Annotated in this window: 21 protein-coding genes, 1 pseudogene and 1 riboswitch; of the genes and pseudogenes, 10 read left to right on the top strand and 12 right to left on the bottom strand. The window is 73.4% G+C overall.

The annotated features are described in order from the left end of the window. From E1182_RS17105 to pseB, 8 genes are all read right to left on the bottom strand, one after another. Positions 1 to 1,326 (bottom strand): uracil-xanthine permease family protein (locus tag E1182_RS17105; RefSeq protein ID WP_132266160.1); only part of this gene is annotated, 1,326 nt, incomplete at its 3' end. 158 nt (positions 1,327 to 1,484) lie between these two features. Further along, positions 1,485 to 2,114, bottom strand: a complete 630-nt coding sequence (locus tag E1182_RS17100; protein WP_132266158.1) for an alpha-ketoglutarate-dependent dioxygenase AlkB — start codon at positions 2,112 to 2,114, stop codon at positions 1,485 to 1,487. Positions 2,115 to 2,126: 12 nt separating this feature from the next. Continuing rightward, on the bottom strand, positions 2,127 to 3,197 hold the full coding sequence (locus E1182_RS17095; RefSeq protein ID WP_132266173.1) for a PseG/SpsG family protein: 1,071 nt from the start codon (positions 3,195 to 3,197) through the stop codon (positions 2,127 to 2,129). Further along, entirely contained in the window at positions 3,194 to 3,916 is a 723-nt protein-coding gene (locus E1182_RS17090; protein ID WP_256370843.1) for a cytidylyltransferase domain-containing protein, read from the bottom strand. Before E1182_RS17090 ends, E1182_RS17095 begins: the two co-directional genes overlap by 4 nt. A gap of 68 nt (positions 3,917 to 3,984) precedes the next feature. Then, on the bottom strand, positions 3,985 to 5,754 hold the full coding sequence (locus E1182_RS17085; protein WP_132266168.1) for a class I SAM-dependent methyltransferase: 1,770 nt from the start codon (positions 5,752 to 5,754) through the stop codon (positions 3,985 to 3,987). A gap of 34 nt (positions 5,755 to 5,788) precedes the next feature. Then, complete coding sequence (locus tag E1182_RS17080; RefSeq protein WP_132266155.1) at positions 5,789 to 6,631, bottom strand: hypothetical protein; 843 nt, start codon at positions 6,629 to 6,631, stop codon at positions 5,789 to 5,791. A 10-nt stretch (positions 6,632 to 6,641) separates the two neighbouring features. Beyond that, positions 6,642 to 7,799, bottom strand: a complete 1,158-nt coding sequence (locus E1182_RS17075; RefSeq protein ID WP_132266152.1) for a DegT/DnrJ/EryC1/StrS aminotransferase family protein — start codon at positions 7,797 to 7,799, stop codon at positions 6,642 to 6,644. After that, positions 7,796 to 8,779 (bottom strand): UDP-N-acetylglucosamine 4,6-dehydratase (inverting), encoded by a 984-nt coding sequence (gene pseB, locus E1182_RS17070; protein WP_132266149.1) that lies wholly within the window; start codon positions 8,777 to 8,779, stop codon positions 7,796 to 7,798. Before pseB ends, E1182_RS17075 begins: the two co-directional genes overlap by 4 nt. Before the next feature lie 484 nt (positions 8,780 to 9,263). On the opposite strand from pseB, the gene E1182_RS17065 reads away from it, so the two are divergent. Next, entirely contained in the window at positions 9,264 to 10,994 is a 1,731-nt protein-coding gene (locus E1182_RS17065; protein ID WP_132266145.1) for a glycosyltransferase family 39 protein, read from the top strand. Between the two features lie 65 nt (positions 10,995 to 11,059). Here E1182_RS17065 and E1182_RS17060 read toward each other — a convergent pair whose 3' ends face one another. Further along, positions 11,060 to 11,569, bottom strand: coding sequence for a GNAT family N-acetyltransferase (locus E1182_RS17060; protein WP_132266142.1), 510 nt, complete (start codon positions 11,567 to 11,569; stop codon positions 11,060 to 11,062). A 91-nt stretch (positions 11,570 to 11,660) separates the two neighbouring features. On the opposite strand from E1182_RS17060, the gene E1182_RS17055 reads away from it, so the two are divergent. From E1182_RS17055 to E1182_RS17040, 4 genes are read left to right on the top strand one after another with little or no spacing between them, the layout of a single operon-like run. Next, complete coding sequence (locus tag E1182_RS17055) at positions 11,661 to 11,912, top strand: acyl carrier protein (protein WP_165942634.1); 252 nt, start codon at positions 11,661 to 11,663, stop codon at positions 11,910 to 11,912. Next, entirely contained in the window at positions 11,909 to 13,132 is a 1,224-nt protein-coding gene (locus E1182_RS17050) for an AMP-binding protein (protein ID WP_132266138.1), read from the top strand. The genes E1182_RS17055 and E1182_RS17050 overlap by 4 nt, the downstream gene beginning before the upstream one ends. Further along, the gene (locus E1182_RS17045) at positions 13,125 to 13,871 is read left to right on the top strand and encodes an SDR family NAD(P)-dependent oxidoreductase (protein ID WP_132266135.1); all 747 of its coding nucleotides are present in this window, start codon (positions 13,125 to 13,127) and stop codon (positions 13,869 to 13,871) included. The genes E1182_RS17050 and E1182_RS17045 overlap by 8 nt, the downstream gene beginning before the upstream one ends. A gap of 22 nt (positions 13,872 to 13,893) precedes the next feature. Next, positions 13,894 to 14,313 (top strand): hypothetical protein, encoded by a 420-nt coding sequence (locus E1182_RS17040; protein WP_243706261.1) that lies wholly within the window; start codon positions 13,894 to 13,896, stop codon positions 14,311 to 14,313. 183 nt (positions 14,314 to 14,496) lie between these two features. Here the strand turns inward: E1182_RS17040 and pseI are convergent, their stop codons facing one another. The 3 genes from pseI to E1182_RS17025 all read right to left on the bottom strand — a co-directional run bounded on the left by pseI (position 14,497) and on the right by E1182_RS17025 (position 17,917). Beyond that, complete coding sequence (gene pseI, locus E1182_RS17035) at positions 14,497 to 15,549, bottom strand: pseudaminic acid synthase (protein WP_132266132.1); 1,053 nt, start codon at positions 15,547 to 15,549, stop codon at positions 14,497 to 14,499. Positions 15,550 to 15,699: 150 nt separating this feature from the next. Beyond that, the gene (locus tag E1182_RS17030; RefSeq protein WP_132266130.1) at positions 15,700 to 16,848 is read right to left on the bottom strand and encodes a glycosyltransferase; all 1,149 of its coding nucleotides are present in this window, start codon (positions 16,846 to 16,848) and stop codon (positions 15,700 to 15,702) included. A 145-nt stretch (positions 16,849 to 16,993) separates the two neighbouring features. After that, positions 16,994 to 17,917 carry a helix-turn-helix transcriptional regulator gene (locus tag E1182_RS17025; RefSeq protein WP_165942633.1) on the bottom strand — a complete coding sequence of 308 codons (924 nt, stop codon included), beginning with the start codon at positions 17,915 to 17,917 and terminating at the stop codon, positions 16,994 to 16,996. Between the two features lie 229 nt (positions 17,918 to 18,146). On the opposite strand from E1182_RS17025, the gene E1182_RS17020 reads away from it, so the two are divergent. The 5 genes and pseudogenes from E1182_RS17020 to E1182_RS17000 form a co-directional block, all read left to right on the top strand. Beyond that, a complete protein-coding gene (locus E1182_RS17020; protein ID WP_132266117.1) occupies positions 18,147 to 18,743 on the top strand; it encodes a ricin-type beta-trefoil lectin domain protein in 597 nt (198 codons plus the stop codon). Positions 18,744 to 19,116: 373 nt separating this feature from the next. Then, the gene (locus tag E1182_RS17015) at positions 19,117 to 20,349 is read left to right on the top strand and encodes an acyltransferase (protein ID WP_243706260.1); all 1,233 of its coding nucleotides are present in this window, start codon (positions 19,117 to 19,119) and stop codon (positions 20,347 to 20,349) included. Between the two features lie 65 nt (positions 20,350 to 20,414). Continuing rightward, positions 20,415 to 20,888: a hypothetical protein gene (locus E1182_RS17010; RefSeq protein WP_132266115.1), complete on the top strand. Its 474-nt coding sequence runs from the start codon at positions 20,415 to 20,417 to the stop codon at positions 20,886 to 20,888. Positions 20,889 to 21,024: 136 nt separating this feature from the next. Beyond that, positions 21,025 to 21,780, top strand: a complete 756-nt coding sequence (locus E1182_RS17005; RefSeq protein WP_132266113.1) for a hypothetical protein — start codon at positions 21,025 to 21,027, stop codon at positions 21,778 to 21,780. A gap of 438 nt (positions 21,781 to 22,218) precedes the next feature. Next, positions 22,219 to 22,362, top strand: a riboswitch (cyclic di-AMP (ydaO/yuaA leader). 213 nt (positions 22,363 to 22,575) lie between these two features. Beyond that, positions 22,576 to 22,798: pseudogene (locus E1182_RS17000) on the top strand (hypothetical protein); the annotation flags it as partial.

Below are 22,798 nucleotides of genomic sequence, written 5' to 3'. Positions count from 1 at the left end.
CTCGGGGCCGCGGCGGGTATCCGCGGTGGTGCCGCGGAGGCGGGCCACCGTGCGCATGCCGTGGTAGACGACCAGGGCGGCGGCGGTGCCGAGGGCGATGCCGTTGAAGGAGAGGTCGCCGGCGGTGAGGGTGTAGTTGGCCGCGCCGACGATCACCGCGACGGCGGCGGTCATCAGGTTGACCGGGTCGTGGAAGTCCACCCGGGCCTCGATCCAGATCCGCGCGCCGAGAATGGCGATCAGGCCGTAGAGCGCGGTGGTCGCGCCGCCGAGCACCCCCGCCGGCACGGTGAGGATCAGCGCGCCGAACTTCGGGCTGAGCCCGAGCAGCACCGCCGCCACCCCGGCCACCCAGTACGCGGCGGTCGAGTAGACCCGGGTGGCCGCCATCACGCCGATGTTCTCCGCGTACGTGGTGGTGCCGGAGCCGCCACCCGAGCCGGCCAGCACGGTGGCCAGACCGTCGCCCAGGAACGCCCGGCCCATGTCCTTGTCCAGGTTGCGCCCGGTCATCGCGGCGACCGCCTTGACGTGCCCGGCGTTCTCCGCGACCAACACCAGGATCACCGGGATGACCAGCACCACCGCGCGCAGGCTGAAGCTCGGCGCGTGGAACTCGGGCAGCCCCACCCAGGCCGCGTCGCGCAGCCCGTCGACCGCCTTCGGGTCGAGGCCGCCGAGGACGGCGGCGAGCACCCAGCCGACCACCACGCCGAGCAGGATGGACAGTCGGGCCACAAAGCCCCGGAACGCGACCGTGGCGAGCAGGATCGCGGCCAGGGTGACCAGGGCGATCAACGGCTGGGCCTGCACCCCGGTGCCGCTGCCTCCGCCGTCCCAGGCCACCGGGGCGAGGTTGAGCCCGATCAGCGCGACGATCGCGCCGGTGACCACCGGGGGCATCAGCGCGTCGATCCACCGCGCCCCGGCGAGCTGCACCACCAGGCCGACCAGGGCGAGCGCCACGCCCGCCACGACGATCCCGCCGAGGGCCGGGCCGATGTCGCCGCCGGCCTTCGCCGCCAGCACCGGCGCGATGAAGGCGAACGACGAGCCGAGGTACGACGGCAGCCGGTTGCCGGTGATGACCAGGAACAGCAGGGTGCCGAGGCCGGAGAAGAACAGCGTGGTGGCCGGCGGGAAACCGGTGATCAGCGGGACGGTGAACGTGGCGCCGAACATCGCGACCACGTGCTGCACGCCGACGCCGACCGTACGCGGCCAGGTGAGCCGCTCGCCCGGGTGCACCACGTCGCCCGGGGTGACCGAGCGGCCGTCGCCGTGCACCGTCCATGGCGACCAGCGGGAGGAGGGGGACTGCGTCATGGCACGCCCTTCGCGTCAGGTGACGGGGGCATGATCGACCCTGAGGGTCGTTTCTAGCACGCGTCCCCGCCCGGCCCCTAGCTGCCCCAAGCCGTTGACCATGAGGTTTGCGTCATATCGGGGGCCGGATCCGGGCGCGAACCTGTTGGTCAACCCGGTCAGGCGACGCCGGTGGGGCGGAACTGGACGCTGACCCGGGGGCCGACCGGGCGGGCCGTCTTGGGAATGGCGTGTTCCCAGGTGCGCTGGCAGGAGCCGCCCATCACCACCAGGTCGCCGTGGCCGAGGGGGAAGCGAAGGCTCTCGCCGCCGTCGCGCGGGCGCAGCAGCAGCGGGCGGGGTGAGCCGAACGACACGATGGCGACCATGGTGTCGGTGTGTGCGCCCCGGCCCAGGGTGTCGCCGTGCCAGGCGACGCTGTCGCGCCCGTCGCGGTAGAGGCACATGCCGGCGGTCACGAACGGCTCGCCGAGTTCGGGGGCGTAGTGCGTGGTCAACGCCGTGCGAGCCGCGGTCAGCACCGGGTGTGGCAGCGGCCGGCCCGGGCCGTACCAGCAGAGCAGGCGGGGCACGTCGACCTGGCTGTCGTACATGGTGCGGCGTTCGGCCCGCCAGGGCACCTCGGTCAGCAGCGTGTCGAGCACCGCGTCGGAGCCGCGCACCCAGCCGGGGAGGTGATCCACCCAGGCTCCCCGGCTGAGCGGGTGTCGGCGCACCGCCCCCGACAGCGGACCGAGGGTCGGCCCGGTGTCGCTGAGGTCGAGCATCGACGGCTGGTAGGCGGGCATGCCGCCACCCTATCAGCGGTTTAGCACACCCGTACGAGACAGTAGCGCGTCGGCGACGCGGCCCCGGCCCTGCCCGTCGACGGTCGCCCAGCCGCGCGCGGAGAGCGCGGCCCGCCGTCGGGGGGAGGCGAGCAGGCCGCGCAGGATCCCGGCGGCGGCGGCCCGGGCCGCCCGGCCGGCCATCCCCGGCGCGGCCAGTTCCGGCAGCTCGCCCAGCCCGGCGGCGAGCCCGTGCGCCACCACCCGGTGGTACGACTCGCGCTGGTTGTCCACCACGCAGACCAGCGCGGACGGCGCGCCGAGGCAGCACAGTTCCCAGGTGGAGGTGCCGGCGGCGCTGACCACCAGGTCGGCTGCCCGGATCATCGTGGGCAGCCCGTCGGTCGGCGGTACGACCCGCAGTGTCTGTCCCCGGCCGCAGGTGAGCGCCGCCAGTTCGGCCTCGATCCGTGGTCGGGCCGCCAGCACGGTCAGCTCCATCGGGTGTCCGGTGTCGAGCAGCACCCGGGTCAGCACCGGGGCCGCGCCGACCGCGTCGGTGCCGCCGAAGAAGGCGAGCACCCGGGGTCGTGCCACCGGGGTGGCGGTGCGCGGCGCCGACGGCCGGGCGGCGATCACCAAGTCGCGCAGCAGCGCGTACCGGGTGCCGGCCAGCAGCGTTCCCGCGTCGCTGCCCGGCGCCGTGCCGCCCGGGGCGTCGGCGCCGAAGTTCTGGTCCAGGTAGAGGTCGGCGTCCTGGCCCCGGGTGTCGCCGTCGACGATCGCCAGGGTCACCACGCCGGCGGCCCGCAGCGCCGCCGCCCCGGCCGGGTCCAGCTCGTACGAGTCGAGCACCATCGCGTCGAGCCGGTGCTCCCGGGCCGCCGCGACCAGCCCCGCCGGGGTGTCCGGGCCAGGATGCAGCGGGATGCCCCGCGCGGTGAGTTGCGCCGACGCCCAGCCGACCTCCTCGACCGTGCCGAACAGCGCGACGGCGGCGCCGCGGGCCAGGAACTCCTCGCCGAGGGCCAGGCAGCGGACCAGGTGCCCGACACCGCGGCGCGGCCCGGCGTCGCAGCGCAGTCCGATCCGGGGGGCGCTCAGGACTCCTCCAACCGTTTCTGCCGCACGTCGGCGTTGAGGGAACGTAGCGCGGGTTGCCCGTGCAGCCAGTCGGCGAGCTTGGCCAACGGGACGCTGACGTCGCCGAAGTGGTCGGTCACCGCGCGTACCAGGGCCCAGTCCTGCTCGGTGTCGAGGGTGAGCCGCAGCGTCGAGCGGTCCGGCGTGAGGGTCACCCCGAGCACCCGGAACAGCTCCGGATGGGTGTACGCGTACGAGGTGACGTGCACCCGGTGATGGTCGGTGGCGAGCCGGTCCAGGGTACGCAACGCGTCCGCCCGGATGATCTCCACGTCCAGCCCGCGGGGCAGCGTACGGGCGATCGAGGTGCTGGCGTAGTCCAGTCCGGGCACCGCCCGGTACACCGTCGCCACCAGCGCCACGATCTCCGGGTCGAGCAGCGGGCAGTCGGCGGTGAACCGCATGACCGCGTCGCCGGGGTGAGCGTCCAGGGCCCCGACGAAGCGGGCCAGCACGTCGTCGACCGGCCCTCGGTGCCAGGGCACGTCCAGCCGGCGGCACTCGGCCACCACCGCGTCGTCGACCGGATCGGTGCTGGTCGCCACGACCAGGTCGGCGAGGACCCCGCTGTCCCGGGCGGCCCGCACCACCCGGCCGAGGACGCTGCGCCCGGCCAGCGGACGCAGCACCTTGCCGGGCAGGCGGGACGAACCCATCCGGGCCTGCACCACCCCGACGATCCGGGCGGCGTTCCCGGTGTCCCGGCCGGGTGCCCCGCCGCTGACCGGGGGCGTGGTCGTCAGGCCGGTCACTGCTGCTCCGGCTCGGAGCGGCGCTGGTTCAGCGCGGCGGTGGCCCGGCGCTTGGCGGCCCGCGCACCGCGCTTGGCCAACCGGGCCGGGGTGATCGCCAGGCGGCCCACCCGGTAACTCAGCGAGCCGCTGAGCAGGTTGATCGTCGCGTCGGCGCGGCGCAGCGCCCGTTCCCGCGAGGTGAGCAGATCCTCGGTCCACTTCAGCAGGGCGGCCAGCCGGGTCATCTCCTCCCGCTGGCGCAGCCACGCCTCGCGGAGCTGCTGGTAGCTGCGCGGCCCGGCGGGCGGATCGGTCGGGGAGACCGCGCGCAGTTCGTCGGCGAGGCGTACCCGGCCCTCGGCGTCGAGGCCGCGCAGCGCGGCGGTTATCGCGGCCTCCGCCTCGACGGCGGCGGCCACGGTCGCCCGGGACAGTTCGCGGCCGGCAACGCCGCCCAGCACCACGGTCAGCCCGGCCACGTCCAGGGTGGACGTCCACGGGTGGGCGTACCCGCCGGTCAGCAGCGCGGCGGCGAAGCGCCACAGGGACCGGGCCAGCACCACGTCCAGTTCCAGCGGGGCGGAGGCCCGCCAGCTCGGGTCGAGGACGGCGAACTCGTCGCCGGCCACCACCACGTTGTCCGTGCCGGCCAGCGCGGTGGCTCCCGACAGCCGGCCGTCGGCGTCGGCCTGGGTGCCGAGCCAGGTGATGTACCCGTGTAGCAGGTGACGCAGGGTGTGCAGGTCGCGGCGCAGGCAGGCGTCGAGCAGCAGGGTACGCAGCAGCCGACCCTCGGGGATCGGCCCGTGCAGGGCGGTGACGTCGCGGTGGGCCACCTCCCGGGAGGCGAAGGGCGCGGCCTCGGGGCGGGGCGTGGCGGCGCTGGCCCACCACCGCCAGCCGTCCGCCCCGGCGTGCACCTCCACCACTCCGACGCCGGGCGGCCCGGTCTGCACCAGCGCTACCGGCAGGTCGGCCCGCCCAGCGGGGTCGACGGCCGTGCCGGTGGTGGGTCGATGTGCGAGCAGCAGCCAGCTCGGCGCGAGCGCCGAACCGAGCCCGGCGTGCAGGGCGTCGACGGCCAACCGGGCCGGGTCCTGGAGCACCGTCGCTTCCCGGGAGCCCGTGCAGGCTCCGTGCAGCATCGCGTCGAGCAGCCCGGAGGTGGTCCGGCCTTCCAGCTCGTCCGCGTCGACCAGCACCGTCGGGGCGTCCGGGTCGGGGTACGCGGCGAAGGCGGGCCCCGGCCGCAGGCCGGCAGCGGCCAGCCGGGCCCGGACCTGTGCGGGGTTGGCGGGCCGGCCGGCGTCCAGTACCCCGCCGACGGACCAGGCCCGGTCGGACCGGTCGGCGTACCAGGGGGAGGCGGCGACCAGGCGGTGCACGCCGAGCGGGTTGTCCACCCGCAGCAGCAGCGTCCCGCCCGGGGCCACCGCCGTGACCAGCCGCTGCAGCACGCCGTCCCAGCCCAGCCGGTCGCCCTCCACCGACTCGACGGCGTCCAGCCCGGCGGCGGCGACCACCACGTCCCACTGCTCGTCGGCGGGCAGGCCGGCCGGTCCGCCGACCACCACCCGGGCGCCCCGGTCGGCCAGCGTCACCCCGTCCGGGTGACTGCGCAGCAGGCAGGTCACCTCCGCGTGGGCCAGCCGGGCCAGCAACGCCGGGTCGTGCGGCCCGGCGAGCAGCACCCGGACGCCGGTGGGCACCAGTCGGGCCAGCAGCGACCCCAACGGGCCGCCCTCGGCCAACCGGCGTTCCGGCAGGTCCGACCAGGCCAGCATCTCCCCGCCGGGCAGGGCGATGCGGGGTGTGGTCTCAGTCGTCAACGTCGTCCTCCTGGAGGTTCGCCCATCCGAGCAGCTCGCGCAGCTCGGCCGGCGTGCAGCGGTGGTCGGTGCCCAGCTCGGCGCGGGCGATCTCGACGGCGGTGGCCTGGTCGACCGACTCGCCGTGCAGCTGCGGCCACTGCCGGCGGATGCGCGCGGTGCCGCCGAAGGTGGGGTCCTCGTCGGACAGGATCATCGGGTCGCCGTAGACGGCGGGTTCGCAGCCGGCGGCGATGCCGTAGAAGATCGCGCTGGTGAGTCGGTTGGAGGCGACGCGGGCGTGCCGGCGCAGTTCGGTGAGCTGCTTGTCGAGGAAGAACGGGTCGGTGTCCTTCCACCAGTGACCCCGGTAGCCGTGGCAGATCACCCGGAAGCCGGCGTTCTCGTAGAGCCGGCGCACCCGGCGCATGCCGTACTCGTGCCAGTAGAGGCAGACCGTCACCGGACCCGGCTCGGTGGCCCGGATCCGGGCGATCAGCTCCTTGTGGTCGCCCTTGACGTGCTGGCCCTCCCAGCCGTGGAACGGGTACCAGATGGTGCCCTCCCGCTGCGGCTCCGGCGGGTCGTCGCGGCGCAGGTCCAGCAGGTACGCGAAGGGAGCGCCGATGGTGACGACGTTGCGCCGCCCCACCGACCAGGCCCGTCGGCGGGTCTGCTCGGACCAGAGCAGGCTCGGGGTGCGGTCGGCGTACGGGTGGCCGGGGGCGAGCCCGTCGCCGATGTTCCAGCCGTGCTGGACGTACCCGTTGATCCGGGGCGGGTGCCCGTCGCCCAGCCCGCAGTAGCGCGCCAGCACGTGGGCGTGCCCGTAGAAGTGGTTCGCGTGGTGCATCGGTACCCCGTCAGGCGGCGGGACGCACGGGTACGCCGCGCAGGGCGGCGCGGAACGCGTCGATCACGCGGTCCTGGTCGGCGTCGGTGAGGGTCGGGAAGAGCGGCAGGGAGAGCTGCTGCTGGTAGAACGACTCGGCCACCGGGCAGGATCCGCGCCGGTAGCCCAGCTCGGCGAAGGCCGGATGCCAGTGCGCCGGGATGTAGTTGACCTGCACCCCGATGCCGGCGGCGCGCATCCGGTCGTACACCTCGCGGCGACGGCCGTCGAGCACCCGGACCGGGTAGAGGTGCCAGGCCGGGGCGGCCCAGGAGCGGCGGCCGGGGATCCGCACCCCGTCGAGGTCCGCGAGGGCCTCGTCGTACCGGGCGACCAGCCGGGCCCGGGCGGCGAGGAAGTCGCCGAGCCGGCGGAGCTGGCTGCGGCCCAGCGCGCAGAGCACGTCCGGCAGCCGGTAGTTCAGACCGAACTCGTGCACCTCCTGGTGCCAGCCGCCCTCGTCCGGCCAGCGCAGCTCGTCGCGTTCGCGGACCAGCCCGATGTTGCGGAAACGACGGGCCCGCTTCAGCAGCTCCGGGTCGCCGGTGACGACCGCGCCGCCCTCGGCGGTGGTGAGGTTCTTGGTGGGGAAGAACGAGAAGGTGGTCAGGTCGGCCAGCGAGCCGACCGGCCGGCCCCGGTAGGTGGCGCCGATCGAGTGCGCGGCGTCGGCCAGCAACAGGGCGTCGCTGCCGGCCAGCGCGGCGCGCAGGGCGTCGTAGTCGGCCGGGTGGCCGGCGTAGTCGACCGCGGCCACCACCTTCGTGCGGGAGGTGGTGGCCGCCGCGGCGGCCGCCGGGTCGAGGGTGAAGGTCTCCTCCGCCACGTCGGCGAAGACCACCGTCGCGCCGAGGGCGACCGCGCTGCTGGCGGTCGCCACGAACGTCATCGGGGGGACGACCACCTCGTCGCCGGGGCCGACGCCGGCCGCCGCGTACGCCACGTGCAGGGCGGCCGTGCCGTTGGACACCGCCGCGCAACCGGTCCCGCCGGTCCACCGGGACAGGTCGGTCTCGAACGCCTCGACCTGCGGGCCGGTGGTGAGCCAGTCGCTGCGCAGCGCGGCGACCACGGCGGCGACGTCGTCGTCGGTGACCGACTGCCGGCCGTACGGGAGCATCGTCATCACGCAGTGATGCCGAGCATGTCGCGCAGCTGCGCCACGCTCAGCCACTCGTCGTTGGTGTCCGACTGGTACGCGAACCCGTCCGGCACCGGCTCGCAGCCGACCGGCGGCTGGTAGCCCCAGGTGGCGATGGTGGGCTGGACGATGAACCGGTCCTTGGCCCGCAGGGTCCGGCGGCTGTCGTCCGGGGCGATCATCTCCTCGTGCAGCTTCTCGCCGGGGCGGATGCCGATCTCGTGCGTGGTCGCGTCCGGGGCCACCGCCTCGACCAGGTCGAGGATGCGCATGCTGGGGATGCGCGGCACGAACAGCTCACCGCCCTGCATCTGGTCGAAGCTGTCCATGACGAACTGGACGGCCTGGTCCAGGGTGATCCAGAAGCGGGTCATCCGCTTGTCGGTGATCGGCAGGCTCCTGCCCTCGGCGGCGAGCCGGCGGAACAGCGGCACCACGGAGCCGCGGCTGCCCACCACGTTGCCGTAGCGCACCACCGCGAAACGGGTGGGGTGCTGCGCGGCGTAGTGGTTGGCGGAGACGAAGAGCTTGTCGCCGACCAGCTTCGTGGCGCCGTACAGGTTGATCGGGCTGGACGCCTTGTCGGTGGAGAGCGCGATGACCTTCCGCACGCCGGCCTCGATCGCCGCGTCCACCACGTGCTGCGAACCGGTGATGTTGGTGGCGATGAACTCCGACGGGTTGTACTCGGCCGTGTCGACCTGCTTGAGCGCGGCGGCGTGCACCACGTGCTCCACGCCGTGCATGGCGCGCGTCAGCCGGTGCCGGTCGCGGATGTCGCCGATGAACCAGCGCAGTCGCGGGTCGTCGCCGAGCTGCTGGCGCAGCTCGTACTGCTTCAGCTCGTCGCGCGAGAACACCACCACCCGGGCCGGGTCGGCCTCGGCGAGGAGATGCCGGAGGAAGGTCTTCCCGAAGGAACCGGTGCCGCCGGTGACCAGGATGGAGGATCCCGTCAGCTCACTCAATGTGGTGCTCCCATGATCGCAGGTTCGCCTGCCGGGCGGCCGGGGCCACGCGACCGGACGGACGCTAGCCATGGCGGGTTAACACACCGACGCGCAGCGGTGAACCGCCCGCGCTGCTGTCGTGAATGCCGGGCACCCGGCAGGCGAACACTTGCCCCGTCGACGCGGCACGGTCGGCCGGTGGGGCGTGCTCCGACTACAGTGGCCCGCGCGTCCGGTGCGGCCGGCCGTACCCCGCCGTGGTGCGTCCGTCCGGTGCCCCCGAGGCGACGGACCGCACATCGCGCGGCGACCTGTCCACCTGGCAGCCCCGGACTCCCGTCACCTTTCGGGCATGAGCCGGAGATCCTGGAAAGTTGTCGTTCCACCGGAACGGAAACTCGCCACGATCTCGCGAGGGGTCGACGTGGCGCCGGGCCCGCGTCATCCCATCCGTCCCTGTCGACCGCCGGTCGCCGGGGCACCGACCGAGCAGGAGGCGACGATGGCGTCCGGCACCGACGTGCGAGCACGGCCCGCCGATCCGGCGAATCCGCCCGCCACCCCCAGGCGACGGTGGCTGGTGCCGGCGTTGCTGGTCGCGGGCTGGCTGGCCGGGGTCGGCTGGCGGATGTGGCTGGCCCGGCACGTGACACTGCCGATCGCGCACACCGACGAGGACAGCTACCTCAACACCGCGCGGGCACTCGCCGGCGGACCGGGTGGTTTCAGCAGCGAGAACGGTCCGCTGCGCCGGGTCGGCTACCCGATGCTGATCGCCCCGGCGTTCCTCGGCGACCGGGAGTTCACCGACAGCTACCGCCTCGTGCACCTGATCAACGCGATGCTGAACAGCCTCGCCCTGCCGCTGGCGTACCTGCTCGGTCGCCGGCTGTTCGCGCCGCGCCGGTCGACCGCCCTGGTCGCCGCCGCCGTCGCGGCGACCCTGCCGGCGACCGCCTTCTACGCCCAGGTGGCGATGATCGACACGGTCATGGCGCCGCTGGTGCTGGCCTGGCTGCTCGCCGTGCACCGCTGGCTGTCCCGGCCCACACCGCTGGCCGCCGTCGCCGTCGGGACGCTGGCCGGCGCGTTCCATCTGCTGCACTCCCGGGGCCTGGTGATCGTCGCGGTGCACGTCGGGCTGGTCCTGCTGCTGCTCGTCCGCCGCCGGGCGACCCCCGCCCAGGTCCTCGCCGCGGTGCTGCCGGTGCTGGCCCTGGCCCTGGTCAACGAGGCCGGCATCCGCCTGCTCGGCGATCGGGTGTACCTGCTCGGCAACCCGCCCGGCGGCGGCACCCTACGGGCCGTTGCCTCCGGCCCGGGGCTGCTGCGGCTCTCCGCGGCCGTCGCCACCCAGCTCTGGTACCTGGTGGTGATCACTTTCGGGCTGGCCGGGATCGCCTGGGCCGCCGCGGTGCGCGAGCAGTTCCGGCCGACCTGGGACGCGGCCGTCCGCTGGACGGTCGGCGTCGCCCTGGTGACGAGCGTCGGCGTGGCCGGTGGGGCGTCGGTGATCCTCGCCGGCATCACCAGCAAGCCGCTGGACGCCATCTACGGCCGGTACGTGCAGATGCTGGCCCCGTTCTGGCTGCTGGTCGGGGTGGGGGTGCTGCTCACCGTGACCGGGCGGGTGGCGCTGCGCCGGGCCGCCGTCGCGGTGGCGGTGCTGATCGGCGGGGCGACGCTGATCGCGGCCCGGCTCGCGTACGTGGCCAGCCGGGGCCACGAGCTGCGCTACGGCGGGTTCGGCGCACCCGACCTGATGGCGCTGACCGGTGGTTGGCGCCAGTTCCGCCCGTTCACCGGCGCGGCGGTGGGCCTGGCCGGCTGTCTGCTGCTGGTGGTCGCCCTCCGCCGGCCCCGGTGGCGGATCGCCGCGCTGGCCGCGCTGGTGGTGGTGAACATCGGCACCATGGCGGTGATCACCGACCGGTTGGTGCGGCCGATGGTGGCGGCCACCGCCCCCACCCCGCGCCTCGCCGAGCTGGGGTTGCGCCCCGGCGAACGGGTGTACGCCTCCGTCGGCGTGCACTACATCCTGCGGTTCAACCTCAGCCACCAGGTGACCTGGACGGACGTGCGGTGGTTCCGGGACCGGCCGCCGGCCGCGGCCGACGTGGTGCTCACCCGCTGGGCCCCCGGCGAACCGGACGACTGGGACGGTGCCCGGTACGGGTTCGTCCGGCTCGGCGGCAATCCGCGCCAGCACTGGGCGGCCTGGCGGCGCGGCTGACCCGCGTGGCCGGGAATGAACTTCCGATGTCCGCCGGGTGAATGCCGGACGGACAATTGTCGAAATCAGCGACGGCGGCGATTCTCCCGGGTCAGGGAAATCGGGATAACCTCGATTTCCCGCCCGTCGTGCACCTGCCGTTGCGGGATCCCCTCGACGAACCGGAACCGATGGTTCATCTGACGTACCACGGTGTTGTGCGCCAGCACCTCCCCGTCGAGGCGGTCCAGCGCCAGCGTGTCGAACGCGTGGTCCACCGCCTCGCGCATCACCTCCAGCCAGGCCGGTAGCGTCTCGCCCCGCCCGGCCAGCCCCTCGGCGTCCAGGTAGAAGCCCCACGCCCCGGTACGCGGGCCGTCCAGCCGCAGGTCGAAGAAGGTCACCACGCCGCAGGGCAGCCCGTCGCGTTCGTACACCAGCACCCGCCTGGTGGGGTCGTCACACACCCGGGACCACCACGCCGCGTGCTCGGCGGCGGAGATCACGTGACTGGTCTTGCTGACCTGCCGGTTGGCTTCCTGATTACGCCAGGAAAACATCAGGTGAACGTCGTCCCCGGTCGCTTCGCGTAGCACTGGCGGCCCTTTCCGTGCGATTTCTTGTCACGTCCTCCAGACCCTACCCGGGAAATGTCGCCAGCATTTTCCGGGCGCTACACTCCGCCGCATGAACGAACTGAGCCGCGCGCACATCCGCGACCTCATGTCGCAGGTGCTGGCGAACCAGGGCCGGGTCTTGCCGGACGACGACGCCGCCGACCTGCGGGAGATCGGCTTCCGGTCGCTGGACTTCTCGGAACTGGCCCTGCGGGTCGAGGACGCCACCGGGGAGGAACTCAACTTCGACGCCCCCGGCCTGCGCCGCATCGCCACGGTCGGGGATGTCCTCGACTTCCTCGAGTCCCTCCAGCGCCAGTGACCGTCGGTACCCTCGCCGGCCTGGACAACCGGATCGTCGTCGCCGGCCGCGTCACGACCTGGCGCGACCTGCCCGAGCCGGCGCTGCCGTCGCCGGCCGCCGTCCTCACTGCCGGCCCGGCCGAGGCGCTGGCCGCGGCCCGGCACCACGCCACGTACGGCACCGAGCTGCTGCTCACCTCGGCCGCCCGGATGGACCGGGCGATGCGCGACGACCTGCGGGCGGCCGGCTTCACGGTCACCGGCCCGGGGTCCGACGCCGAGCCGCCGGTCCGGTCGCGTCCCGCCGAGCCGGGTCGCCTCTGGCTGCTCACCTCCGGTTCCACCGGGCGACCCAAACGGGTCGGGCACACCCTGGAGTCGTTGACCACCGTCCGCGGTGTCCAGCCGGCCCGCACCTGGCTCTGCCCGTACGCGTCCGGCACGTACGCCTGGTGGCAGGTGGTGACCCTGTCGCTGACCCAGCCAGGGCAGCACCTGGTGGTGGTGGACGCCGACGAACTGGACGACTGGCCGGCGCTCGCCGCCGCGCACGGGGTGGACGCCGCCTCCGGCACCCCGACGTTCTGGCGGCGCACCCTGCACCGGGACCCGGCGGCGCTGGCCCGGGTGCCGCTGCGCCAGCTCACCCTCGGCGGTGAACCGGTCGACCAGGCGGTGCTGGACCGGCTGCGGGAGGTCTTCCCGGCCGCCCGGATCTCCTGGATCTACGCCTCCTCGGAGGTGGGTGCGTCCATCGTGGTCCACGACGGTCGGGCCGGCTTCCCGGTCGGGTGGCTGGACCGCCGCCTGCCCGGCCGGCCGACCCTCTCGGTCGACGGCGAGGAACTGGTGATCATCTCCCCGCACCACGGCGCCGGGCTCGACGGCCCGGTGCGTACCGGCGACCGGGTGCAGGTCGTCGACGGCCGGGTGCTGATCACCGGTCGGCTGGACTCCGACGAGATCAACGTCGGCGGAAGCAAGGTCTCCGCCGGCCTGGTCCGGGGTGTGCTCGCCGCCCACCCGCGGCTGGCCTGGGCGCGGGTCAGCGGCCGTCGGGCGCCGCTGCTCGGCCGGATGGTGGTCGCCGAGGTGGTCCCGACCGCGTCGGACGACGCGCCGGACGAGGCCGAGCTGGTCCGTTGGTGCGCCGACCGGCTACCCGAGCACGCGGTGCCCCGCCGCATCCGGCTGCTGCCCGAGATACCCGTCAAGGAGACGTTGAAGAGCGATGTCTGACACCCCTCTGGTCCCACCCAGTTCCGTGGTCCTGGTCTCCGGCGGATCGCGCGGACTGGGGCTGGCCATCGTCACCGACCTGCTCGATGCCGGAGTGCAGGTGGCCGCGTTCGCCCGTACCGTCACTCCCGAGCTGGCGAAGTTGGCCGACACGTACCCGGACCGGGTGCACGTCGGCGCGGTCGACGTCACCGACCTGTCCGCCGCGCAGGCTTTCCTGCGGGCGGCCGAGGAGCGGCTCGGCCCGGTGGACGGGCTGGTCAACAACGCCGCCGTCGGCCAGGACTCGATGCACACGCACACCTCCACCGCCGACATCGCCCGGATCGTCGAGACGAATCTGACCGCGCCGTTGCAGCTCACCCGCCTGGTGGTCCGGCGGATGCTCGGCGGCGGACGCCGTGGCCGGATCGTCAACATCACCTCGATCTGCGCGCAGCGCGGCTTTCCCGGCCTGGTGGCGTACTCGGCCACCAAGGGCGGCATGGACGCCGCGACCCGCTCGCTGGCCCGGGAGCTGGGCGGGCGGGTGCTGGTCAACGCGGTCGCGCCGGGGTTCTTCGCCTCGGAGATGTCCGCCGTGCTGGGCAGCACCCAGCTGGACCAGATCGTCCGCCGCACCCCGACCGGGCATCTCACCGAGCCGGCGGAGGTCGTGCCGGTGGTACGGATGCTGCTGCGCGAGCACACCAACATCAACGGCCAGGTGATCGTGGTGGACGGTGCGGCCTCCGTCTGATCCGCGCGGGGGACCGGTCGGGGTGGCCGGCCGGCCGTGCCCGCCCGGCCCGGCCGGCACACGTCCGGTGCCGGCCCTGCTGGCGGCCGCCGAACGGCACCTGCGGGTCGGCACACCGGCCGAGCTGGCGTACGCGGTGACCCGCAGCCACCTCGACGACGGGCGCTGCGTCGGCTGGTACGGTCCGCCCGCGCCGGGCTGGCGGGTGGCGGTCGACGCCGAACGGGCCGATGCCGAGGTACCGCCGGCGTTGGCCCGGCGCTTCGGGCCCACCGACTTCTGGGCCCGGTGGACCCGGGCGGAGAGCCTGTGCAAGCTGGCGGAGGTGCCGGTGGCCCTCTGGTGGCGGCGGCACGGGCTGGTCGTACCCCCGCAGACGCCAGCGGTGTGGCGGACGCTGCGCGTGGCCGACCTGGTCGTCACGGTGGCCTTTGCGCCCTGACCGGTCCGTCCCCGATGGCCCACAATGGTCGCCTGGCGCGGGCGGGTTACGGCAGACGCTGACTTCCAGCGCGCCCGACTCCCCACCTGCCGCGATCAGCGACGGCGTCGCCGAGGCGCAGGTTATCGGCGGCAAGAACCCGCGTGCCGCCGGCCGCGCGGTGGCGCGGCCGGCGGGCGAGCGTCAGATCAGGTCCCAGCTCAGCGGGGTGCCCCGGGGAACGTCGACGGCGAAGATCCGGCCGAGCGCGGCGTCGATCGCCGCCGGGGCCAGCCCACCGGCCGGGCGGATCGAGCGGACGTTGCGCGTGGTCACCGGCTCACCGGCCCGGACGTCCTCGACCACCCACAGGGACCGGCGGAAGCGCAGCCCCTCCCGCTCGGCGGGGGTCGGGCCGACCAGCGTCCCGCCCAGCGCCGCGTACGCCCGCTGCGACTCGACGACCAGGGCGGCCAGCTCGTCCGGGTTCAGCGAGAAGTCCGAGTCCACCCCGCCGTCGGACCGGTCCAGCGTCACGTGCTTCTCGACGAAGCAGGCGCCCAGCGCCACCGAGGCGATCGGCACCCCGATGCCGGGGGTGTGGTCGGACAGGCCCACCGGTACCCCGAACAGGTCGGCGAGCACCGGGATGCGCCGCAGGTTGCTGTCGGCCGGCGGAGCCGGGTAGGAGGCGGTGCAAGCCAGCAGGACGATGCCACCGGCGCCCGCCTCCCGCGCGGTGCGCACCGCGGCGTCGATCTCGGCGACCGTCGCCATTCCGGTGGAGATCACCAACGGTTTACCGGTACTGGCCACCAACCGGATCAGCGGCAGGTCGACCAGCTCCGATGAGGCGATCTTGTACGCCGGCGCGTCCAGCTCCTCCAACAGTTCCACCGCGCTCGGGTCGAAGGGCGAGGAGAACACGGTCAGCCCCCGCTCCCGGGCCCGGGCGAAGATCGGCGCGTGCCACTCGTACGGGGTGTGCGCCTTCTCGTAGAGCCGGTACAGGTTCTCGCCGCCCCACAGCTCGTGCCCGCCGGAGATCCGGAAGGCGGGGGAGTCGACGTCGATGGTGATGGTGTCGGGCCGGTAGGTCTGCAACTTCAACGCGTGCGCCCCACTGGCCGCGACGGCGTCCACGATGGCCAGCGCCCGGTCCAGGTCCCCGTTGTGGTTGCCGGACATCTCGGCCACCACGAACGGTCGTTCCCCCGCCCCCACCACGTGCGGTCCGATCTTCACTGCCACCGTCATGCCCGACCCCTGTTCACTGTGCGTCCGCGCCCATGCGCGGTCCTTGCCCCGTCGTCCCCGGACGACCGGAACACTTTGTCGTCCCCGGACGATGCGAACGCCCCGCGCCGCCGGTCCGGCTCCGGAGAGCGGAACCCGCGACCGGGCTGCTCACGGACTGCCCCGCCCCGCCAGCACGTCCGACTGCGACCCGTCGACCCGCGCCGGACCATCCGCCGCACCGCTGGGCTCTGGCCGTGCCGGCGCGCCCGGATGTCCGGCGGTGGACGGGGCGGGCTGCCGTACCCGGCCGGCCAGCCGGTGCGCGCGTCGCAGCGCCGCGTACGCGAGGTAGCTGTCCCGGCCGACCAGCCGGTGCTTGAGCCCGGCCACCCCACCGGGGCGGGGGTAGCCGCTCGCCGGCAGATGACGACGGTACTGCTCGGCCACCCGGCGGAAGAAGGCACGGCGCAGGTGCGGGTGTAGCCGGTCGTCGTTACCGACCACCACCAGCATGTGGTTGACCATCAGTCCGAACAGTTCGGCGTGCAGTCGGTCGTCCGGGTACCGCCGCCGAACCCAGTCCAGCAGCCGGTCGTACTGGTCGAAGGCGTCGAAGTGCCGGCCGCTGCGGGTGGAGGTGATCGCGCCCTGTCGGCCCTGGCGGTAGTGGTAGCAGACCCGGTCCAGTACGCAGATCCGCTCCGCGCCGATCAGCAGCGGATGACTGAACGGGATGTCCTCGTACCAGCCGGGGTGGAAGCGCAGCTCCAACTCGTCCAGGAAGGTCCGGCGGACCACCTTGTTCCACGCGGTGTGCTGCACGCGCAGCAACTGGGGCCGGTCGGCCAGCCGTACCACGTCCGGCACCCCGCGCAGCAGTGGGCTGCTGGCATCGGTCTCGTGCCGGCCGTCCTCGTGCACCCGCAGATGGTCGATGATCATCACGTCCGGGCGGTGTGCCCGCAGCCGCGCCAGTACCGCCGGGATGGTGCCCGGCGGCAGCCAGTCGTCGCTGTCGACGAACCAGACGTAGTCGCCGCCGGCCACCTCCAGCCCGGCATTGCGGGCCGGGCCGAGCCCCACGTTCGTCTCCAGGTGGACGGTGCGCACGCCGGGATGGGTCGCCGCGTACGCCCGCAGCAACTCGCCGCACCGGTCCGGCGAGGCGTCGTCGACGGCGACGATCTCGACCGCGGCCGCGTCGCCGGCGGGGACGTCCCGGCGGATCGAGTCGAGGCACTGGTGCAGGTACGTCTCCACCCCGTGGACCGGGACGACGACGCTCAGCAGCGGGGTGCGCGCGGGCTGATTGACCACCCCGACACCCTCGGGCACCCGGATGGCCGGGCACGGAACCTGACGTATCCGGCAACGATGAGGTGGTTGAACAGCTCGCGAGCGCAGGGTTAACAGGTGGCCAGTTTCGGTGTCCCGGTGTGGGGCGGCGCGACCCCCGCACGCCTCATGTGCCGCGCCGGTCGAGGAGCGTCAGGCCGGTCTGGGTGGGGTTGTGCAGCACGTTGTTGTGATGCCGGCGGGTCGTGATCAGGCCTGCCTCGCGGAGGACGGCGGTGTGTTGGCTGGCCGCCGCCGATGAGATGTCCAGGCGGCGGGCCAGGGAGCCGGTGGTGGTCACACCGTCGGCGATGGCGGTGAGCACCGACGCGCGGGTGCGCCCGAGGAGGTTGGCGAGCGCCTGCGTCGATGTGCCAGCCGTCCAGATGTCCGCGGCGTGGTCGATGCCGAGCGGAGCAGGGTAGATCAGGGAGCAGTCGGCGGGATTGCCGGGGTCGTAACAAATCACCGGGGCGGGCAGGAAGAACGACGACACCAGCAGCAGCCCGCGCCCGTCGAGGGTGAAGTCGCAGTCGAACTGGTCGGGGGTATGAACGTAAAGGGTCGGCGGCCTCCACCGGATGTCCGGGTGCAGGCTCGACAGGAGACCGTCGACGCCGTGGTCGAGCAGGATCGTGCCGCGTTGGACGCGCTCGGCGTCAAGGTGCGCGCGCATGCGCTTCCAGTGTGGGCCGACAGCGACACGGTGGTAGGCCTTGATCACGGACAGCACCTCGTGTCGGACGGCGAGAGTGTCGACGAGCCCAGTGAGCACGGTCGGCATCCGGCCGTGATGCTCGGCGTAGAAATCCAGTTCAGCCCGGACGGCCTGCCGGGGGCTGGACAGGAACGCTTCGGCGCTTTCGGCCAGGTCGGGGCCGGGTCCGGCGAGCATGGCCAGATCAAGGAACGGCATCCGCGCGGGCGCGATCGCGGCCAGGACGGCGGAGCGCGAGTCAAGGGCGCCGCGCACGCGACGCCGCCACCCGCCGAACACTGTCTCCTCCACCCGCCCGCGCAGCTTGAGAAGGCTGAACAGGGTCTCGGCCATGGGACCCAGCGTCGGCGCCACCCGCACCCGTGCCAGGTCGGCGGCCGTGAAGTGAATCCGGTGCATCCGCATCCCCCATGTGCGCGTCGGCATCGCAGTCGGAGCATGCCGCCAAGCGGTCACCCGAGGCGCTGAGCGGCACGGTTAAGCCAGGACTTACAACCCTCGCAGCACGCGATTTATTCCTGCGATAGTGAGCGCGTCGAGCTCACGACAATTAGGAGTCGAATTGAAAAAGATCATCGCGCCCGTGATGGTTGCACTCGGAGTGGTCTTGGCGCTGTCTGCGCCGGCGAGTGCATCGAATGCGGAGCGGCCTGCCACCGGGGCATTCGGCGCCGGGCTGGCGCCCGCGCCAGCAGGTGCTGCGGTCGCTGCGCCGATCACCGCGACCCTGACCGCCCCGGCTGAATCCGGCTTCGTTGTGGAGCCGGCCGGTGTGGGAGCCCTGGCCGCCGTCAGCATCAGGAACAGGGCCACCAACCGATGCCTGGAGCAGGCGCTCGGTGGCAGCACGGGGCACGTCTTCACGGCCCCGTGCAATGGCGGGACCAAACAGCTCTGGTATTGGGGGGCTGGAAGTGGCACCTGGACGTACCTCATCAACAGTTGGAGCTCGGAGTGCCTTGACGGCACCGAATCCACCGGCAGGGTGTACACGTTGGCCTGCAATGGCGGCCGCTACCAGCAGTGGCAGAAGGATTCGTTCACCGGCCGCATCAACCACAGAAATGAAATCAATCACTACAGCGCACTCGACAGTAACTGGCAGGGTTCGGTTTATCTGAACTCGCCGAACGCGGGCGACTACCAGAAGTGGTCCTGATAGGCCAGGGGACGGTGGCCGGGGCGATCGCGATCGCCCCGGCCACCGTCCCCGCAGGGTGTGGGTACGAGGGGCGAGGGCTCGGTTCGCGCAGCCACGCATCCCGATAGCCGTGGATGAGTTCGTCGTCGGCGCGGCTACGGGCCGGGTGGGTGGACCATCACCGGTACCCGTCCGTGGCGTATCAGGCCCGTGACGGATCCGCCATCGTCTTCGCCCGAGGCTCGGATGGTCGGAGCAGGTCCGCGACGTGGCCGGCCGCTGACCGGCATTCGCCGGACGAGCGGGTAGGGTGCCCGGCGGCGGTCCTCACCGGGGCCGTGTGGGACGTCGCCCCGGGCCGTGGCGACGACGCGGCCGAGGAGGGATGTACGTGGTGTCGATCCGTGTCGATGCGGAGAGGTCCGCCACGAGCACGCCGTCGGCGAACCGGCTGCCCTCGCTGACCGGTCTGCGGTGGGTGGCCGCGATGTTGGTCTTCGGCTACCACGCCGGCACCATGCGGATCGTCGGCGACCCCGAGGCCAAGGCCGTCGTCGATGTGATCTTCACCCTCGGCCTGTCCGGGGTGCAGTTCTTCTTCATCCTCAGTGGCTTCGTGCTGGTGTGGTCGGCCCGCGACGGCGAGCGGCACCGCGACTTCTGGCGGCGGCGACTGGCCAAGATCTACCCGAACCACGTGCTGACCTGGGCGGCGGCGCTGGCGGTGATGTGGTGGTTCGCCGACCCGGTGGTGCCCCGGGCGGCCCTGGAGAACCTGTTTCTCGTCCAGGCATGGGATCCCACCCCGGGTTACTTCTACAGCATCAACACGGTCAGCTGGTCGCTCTCCTGCGAGCTGTTCTTCTACCTTTGCCTGCCGTTGGTGTTGCCGGCGTTACGCCGGGCCCGCACCGGGCTGCTCTGGTCGGTGGTGGTGGCCGTGCCACTGGTGATCGTGGCGCTCTGGCCGGGTCAGCTCCTGGTGCCCGAGGAGAGCACCTGGTGGTTCACCCAGATCTTCCCGCTGGTCCGCTCGACCGAGTTCTGGTTGGGCGTGGCCGCCGCCGAGTTGATGCGCCGGGGCCGGTGGCGCGGTCCACGGCTTCCCCTGGCCAGCCTGATCTTCGTGGCCACCTGGGTGGTGGCGGGCCTGTGGATCCGCGCCGAGCTGTGGGCGGCGATCCTCTCCGTGGCGTACCTCCTGGTGATCACCGCGGCGGCGGACGCGGACGTACGCGGGCGGCCTTCGCCGTGGCGCCACCGCCGACTGGTCTGGCTCGGCGAGGTCTCCTTCGCCTTCTATCTGGTACACGTGCTGGTGATGGTCACCGTGCTGCGGGCCTCCGGTCACCTCGGGGTGGGGCTGCCGGGCTGGTGGGGGCCGCTGGTGGTGCTCGGCTTCCTGGTGGTGAACCTGGTGTTCGCCGCCGCGCTGCACCGCTGGGTGGAGAACCCGATGATGCGCCGGCTGGCTTCCCGCCGCCGTCCGCCGGCGCCCCTGGCGTCCCCGTCCGGCGCGCCGGTGCCGGCCGGCGACCGGCCGGCGCCGGGCGACACCACCGTGCCGGTCGCCCGTCGGGCCGCTACCTCATCGTCGCGATCCACCGCCGGCCGTCCCGGCTGACCGTCCACCGTGCGACACGCCCGTCGGCGCTGCGTCCTCAGCGGTGTCGGCGGTAGCGTGGATCCGTGCTCCCGGTCGCGTTCACCAGTCCCCTGTGGTCGGTGGCGCGTTGGGCCTGCCGTCTGCTGGCCAGTCTGGCCATGGCGGTCGCGTTCTCCTTCGGCGGCTCCCCGGCGCCCGACGGCGTGGCCGCGCCGCCGGGTTCGGTGTCGACCGCTCCCATGCCGCTTGTCGGGGCACCGGTTTCCGCCGGCTCCGTCGAGGCGGCGGTTCGGCCCGGCCTCGCGCGGCCCGTCGCGGTGATCACCGGAGAACGAGCCGTCGCCGGGCCCACGGGCGAGTCGGCCGTCGCGGTGGCCGGCGGGTACACTGCCGCCCAGGACCACGTCGCCGGCGAACTGCCGTCGGGCGTACCCCCCGCGACCGGTCCGGTGGCCGTGCCGCCCGGTGTTCCGGCCGCCGCCGACACCGTGGCGCCCCCCGCCCCGGCCGGGTGGGCGCCGGCCGGCACCGGCCCGCGTGCGCCGCCCGTCGCCTGACCGCCCCGCGCGACCACGCCCTGTCGATCGATCCCACCCCGCACCCGCTCGTCCGTCCGGTCTGACGGCCGGCACGTCGCCGCCGGGCGAGGGTGCGGTCCCTGATCCGCGTCCTGCTCCAGGGAGGTGCCGATTCGTGAACGCCGTCGTCTACCAGTTCCTGATCGAGGTTCCGACCGCCGTCGCCATCTGGTCGGCCCTGCTGGTCCTCGCCCTCACCATGCTCACCGCGCTGGTGGCCCGGCCGGAGCGGGAGAGCCCGCACGGCGACGCCACCGACCCGATTGACGATCCGGCCGTCGAGGCGGCGGACCTGCGCCGGTACGCCGAGGAGGTCGCCGTGGCCGCCGCACACGCCGCCCGGACCGCCGGGCGGTGGCGGGACAGATGGCTGGTCGCCCAGGAGGAGGTGAACCGCGCCTGGTCCGCGTACGACGAGGCGGAGACGGCCACGCGCCGGTTCGTCGGCGTCGGGGCGCTGCCGACCCCGCGTACCCCGCGCACTCCGGCGGAGTACGCCGCGCGGGAGCGCTGGCTGCACCGGGCCGCGGTGGCGGCGCACTGGCGCGGCGAACTGCCGGTGGAGCGGCTGTGGGACGTCTTCGCCCACCGGGACGGCTGGGACCCCCGGCGGCACCCGGTCGAGCAGGAGGTACGACTGGTCCGCGCCGTGCGCGACAGCCGGCGGGAGGCGTACCGGGCGGCGGTCGATCGGGAACGCGCGGCCTGGCAGGACGCCGAGCGGGCGGCGGAAGCCGCCCGGGCCCTCGCCGTCGAGGCGTACGCGGCGGCGCAGCGACTGCGGCCGGACCGGGCGCCCGCGCGGCGGCGAACCGCCACCGACTTCCGTACCGCCGCCGTGACCCGCTGGCGGCCGGCCCGGGTCGGATGAGCCCGGTTCCGTGCCCGGAGCTGTCAACACCACGGCGAGCACACCCACCGGGCTCGCGATACGTGCGAGGGCCGGGTGCGGGCCAGCGTTGGTGTCGGCGGTCGTCGCGTGGTCCCGGTGGTGGGGTGGGCGCGGCGGATCCGCCGAGATCGCCAGCTCGGGCCCCGTGAGCCCGGTCACGTCGCCACGAAAACGGGCATCCGGTGACAGTCGGTGACATCGACGGCGGCAATGCGGGGAACTGTCGCCGTCGTTGTCCGGTTGTCGTCCGGTCATGCCGGAAAGGCCGCTCGTCCCATTGAGTCATGTCAGTGGCGAACTGCCCCGGAAACAGCGCTACCGAATGATGTTTGAGCAGCTCAGAGGGGTTGGCGCGAGACGCTTGGGCCAGTAGTGTCACCGCAGTCCGACGCGGTAACCGATCGCAAGAGGCGACGCCGTGTCGGCCCGCCGAATCGTGCCTGTCACGAACCGGGGACCCACAGCACGTCCGGGGTGAATCCGCGGGGCACAGTCCCGTGGTAGGGCGATCTTCCCGCCCGAATCCGTCAGCTAACCCGGTAGGCGGTGTCGGAAGGAGTTCCATCCCGTGCCCCACACCCCTCACCTCCGCTCCACCTCGGTACCGGGGTGCACCCGCCGGTAGGACACGCCGTCACGGCCTGACTCCGGCATCCGCCCCCTGCGCCCGGCGACCCGTCCGGGCGATCCCTCACCGAGCGACCCGCCCCTGCCCTCCGCGTGTGACGCCTGCCGTCACGCGCCGGTCCGGCGTGCCGCTCCCGCCCCCGTACCGTGGAGGAACCCGTGAAGCACCACCGCAGGCGGCAGTTGCGGCGCCTGACCATTGGGCGTCCGTACCAGCTCGTCGCCGGCTCCGCCGCCGCGCTCGTGCTGGCGACCGGCACCGGCGTCCTGGTCGCCGGCGCCGACCAGCCGGCCACCCGCCACCAGACCTCGGCCGCCGTCATCGAGGCAGCCCCGCGCCTGGCCGACGTGGCCAGCCGGAGCCACGCCC

This window comes from Micromonospora sp. KC721 (genome assembly GCF_004348355.1).
GTDB lineage: Bacteria > Actinomycetota > Actinomycetes > Mycobacteriales > Micromonosporaceae > Micromonospora.
Note: the sequence above shows the minus strand (reverse complement) of the source record. Positions and strands in the feature narration are given on the sequence as shown.

What these genes read in the sequence shown, in the direction of transcription:
- E1182_RS17025 (WP_165942633.1), bottom strand. Translation starts at nt 17,917, where the DNA reads ATGGCCGAGACCCTGTTCAGCCTTCTCAAGCTGCGCGGGCGGGTGGAG.
- E1182_RS17055 (WP_165942634.1), top strand. Translation starts at nt 11,661, where the DNA reads ATGAACGAACTGAGCCGCGCGCACATCCGCGACCTCATGTCGCAGGTG.
- E1182_RS17065 (WP_132266145.1), top strand. Translation starts at nt 9,264, where the DNA reads ATGGCGTCCGGCACCGACGTGCGAGCACGGCCCGCCGATCCGGCGAAT.
- pseI (WP_132266132.1), bottom strand. Translation starts at nt 15,549, where the DNA reads ATGACGGTGGCAGTGAAGATCGGACCGCACGTGGTGGGGGCGGGGGAA.
- E1182_RS17100 (WP_132266158.1), bottom strand. Translation starts at nt 2,114, where the DNA reads ATGCCCGCCTACCAGCCGTCGATGCTCGACCTCAGCGACACCGGGCCG.
- E1182_RS17085 (WP_132266168.1), bottom strand. Translation starts at nt 5,754, where the DNA reads ATGCTGGCCTGGTCGGACCTGCCGGAACGCCGGTTGGCCGAGGGCGGC.
- E1182_RS17080 (WP_132266155.1), bottom strand. Translation starts at nt 6,631, where the DNA reads ATGCACCACGCGAACCACTTCTACGGGCACGCCCACGTGCTGGCGCGC.
- E1182_RS17045 (WP_132266135.1), top strand. Translation starts at nt 13,125, where the DNA reads ATGTCTGACACCCCTCTGGTCCCACCCAGTTCCGTGGTCCTGGTCTCC.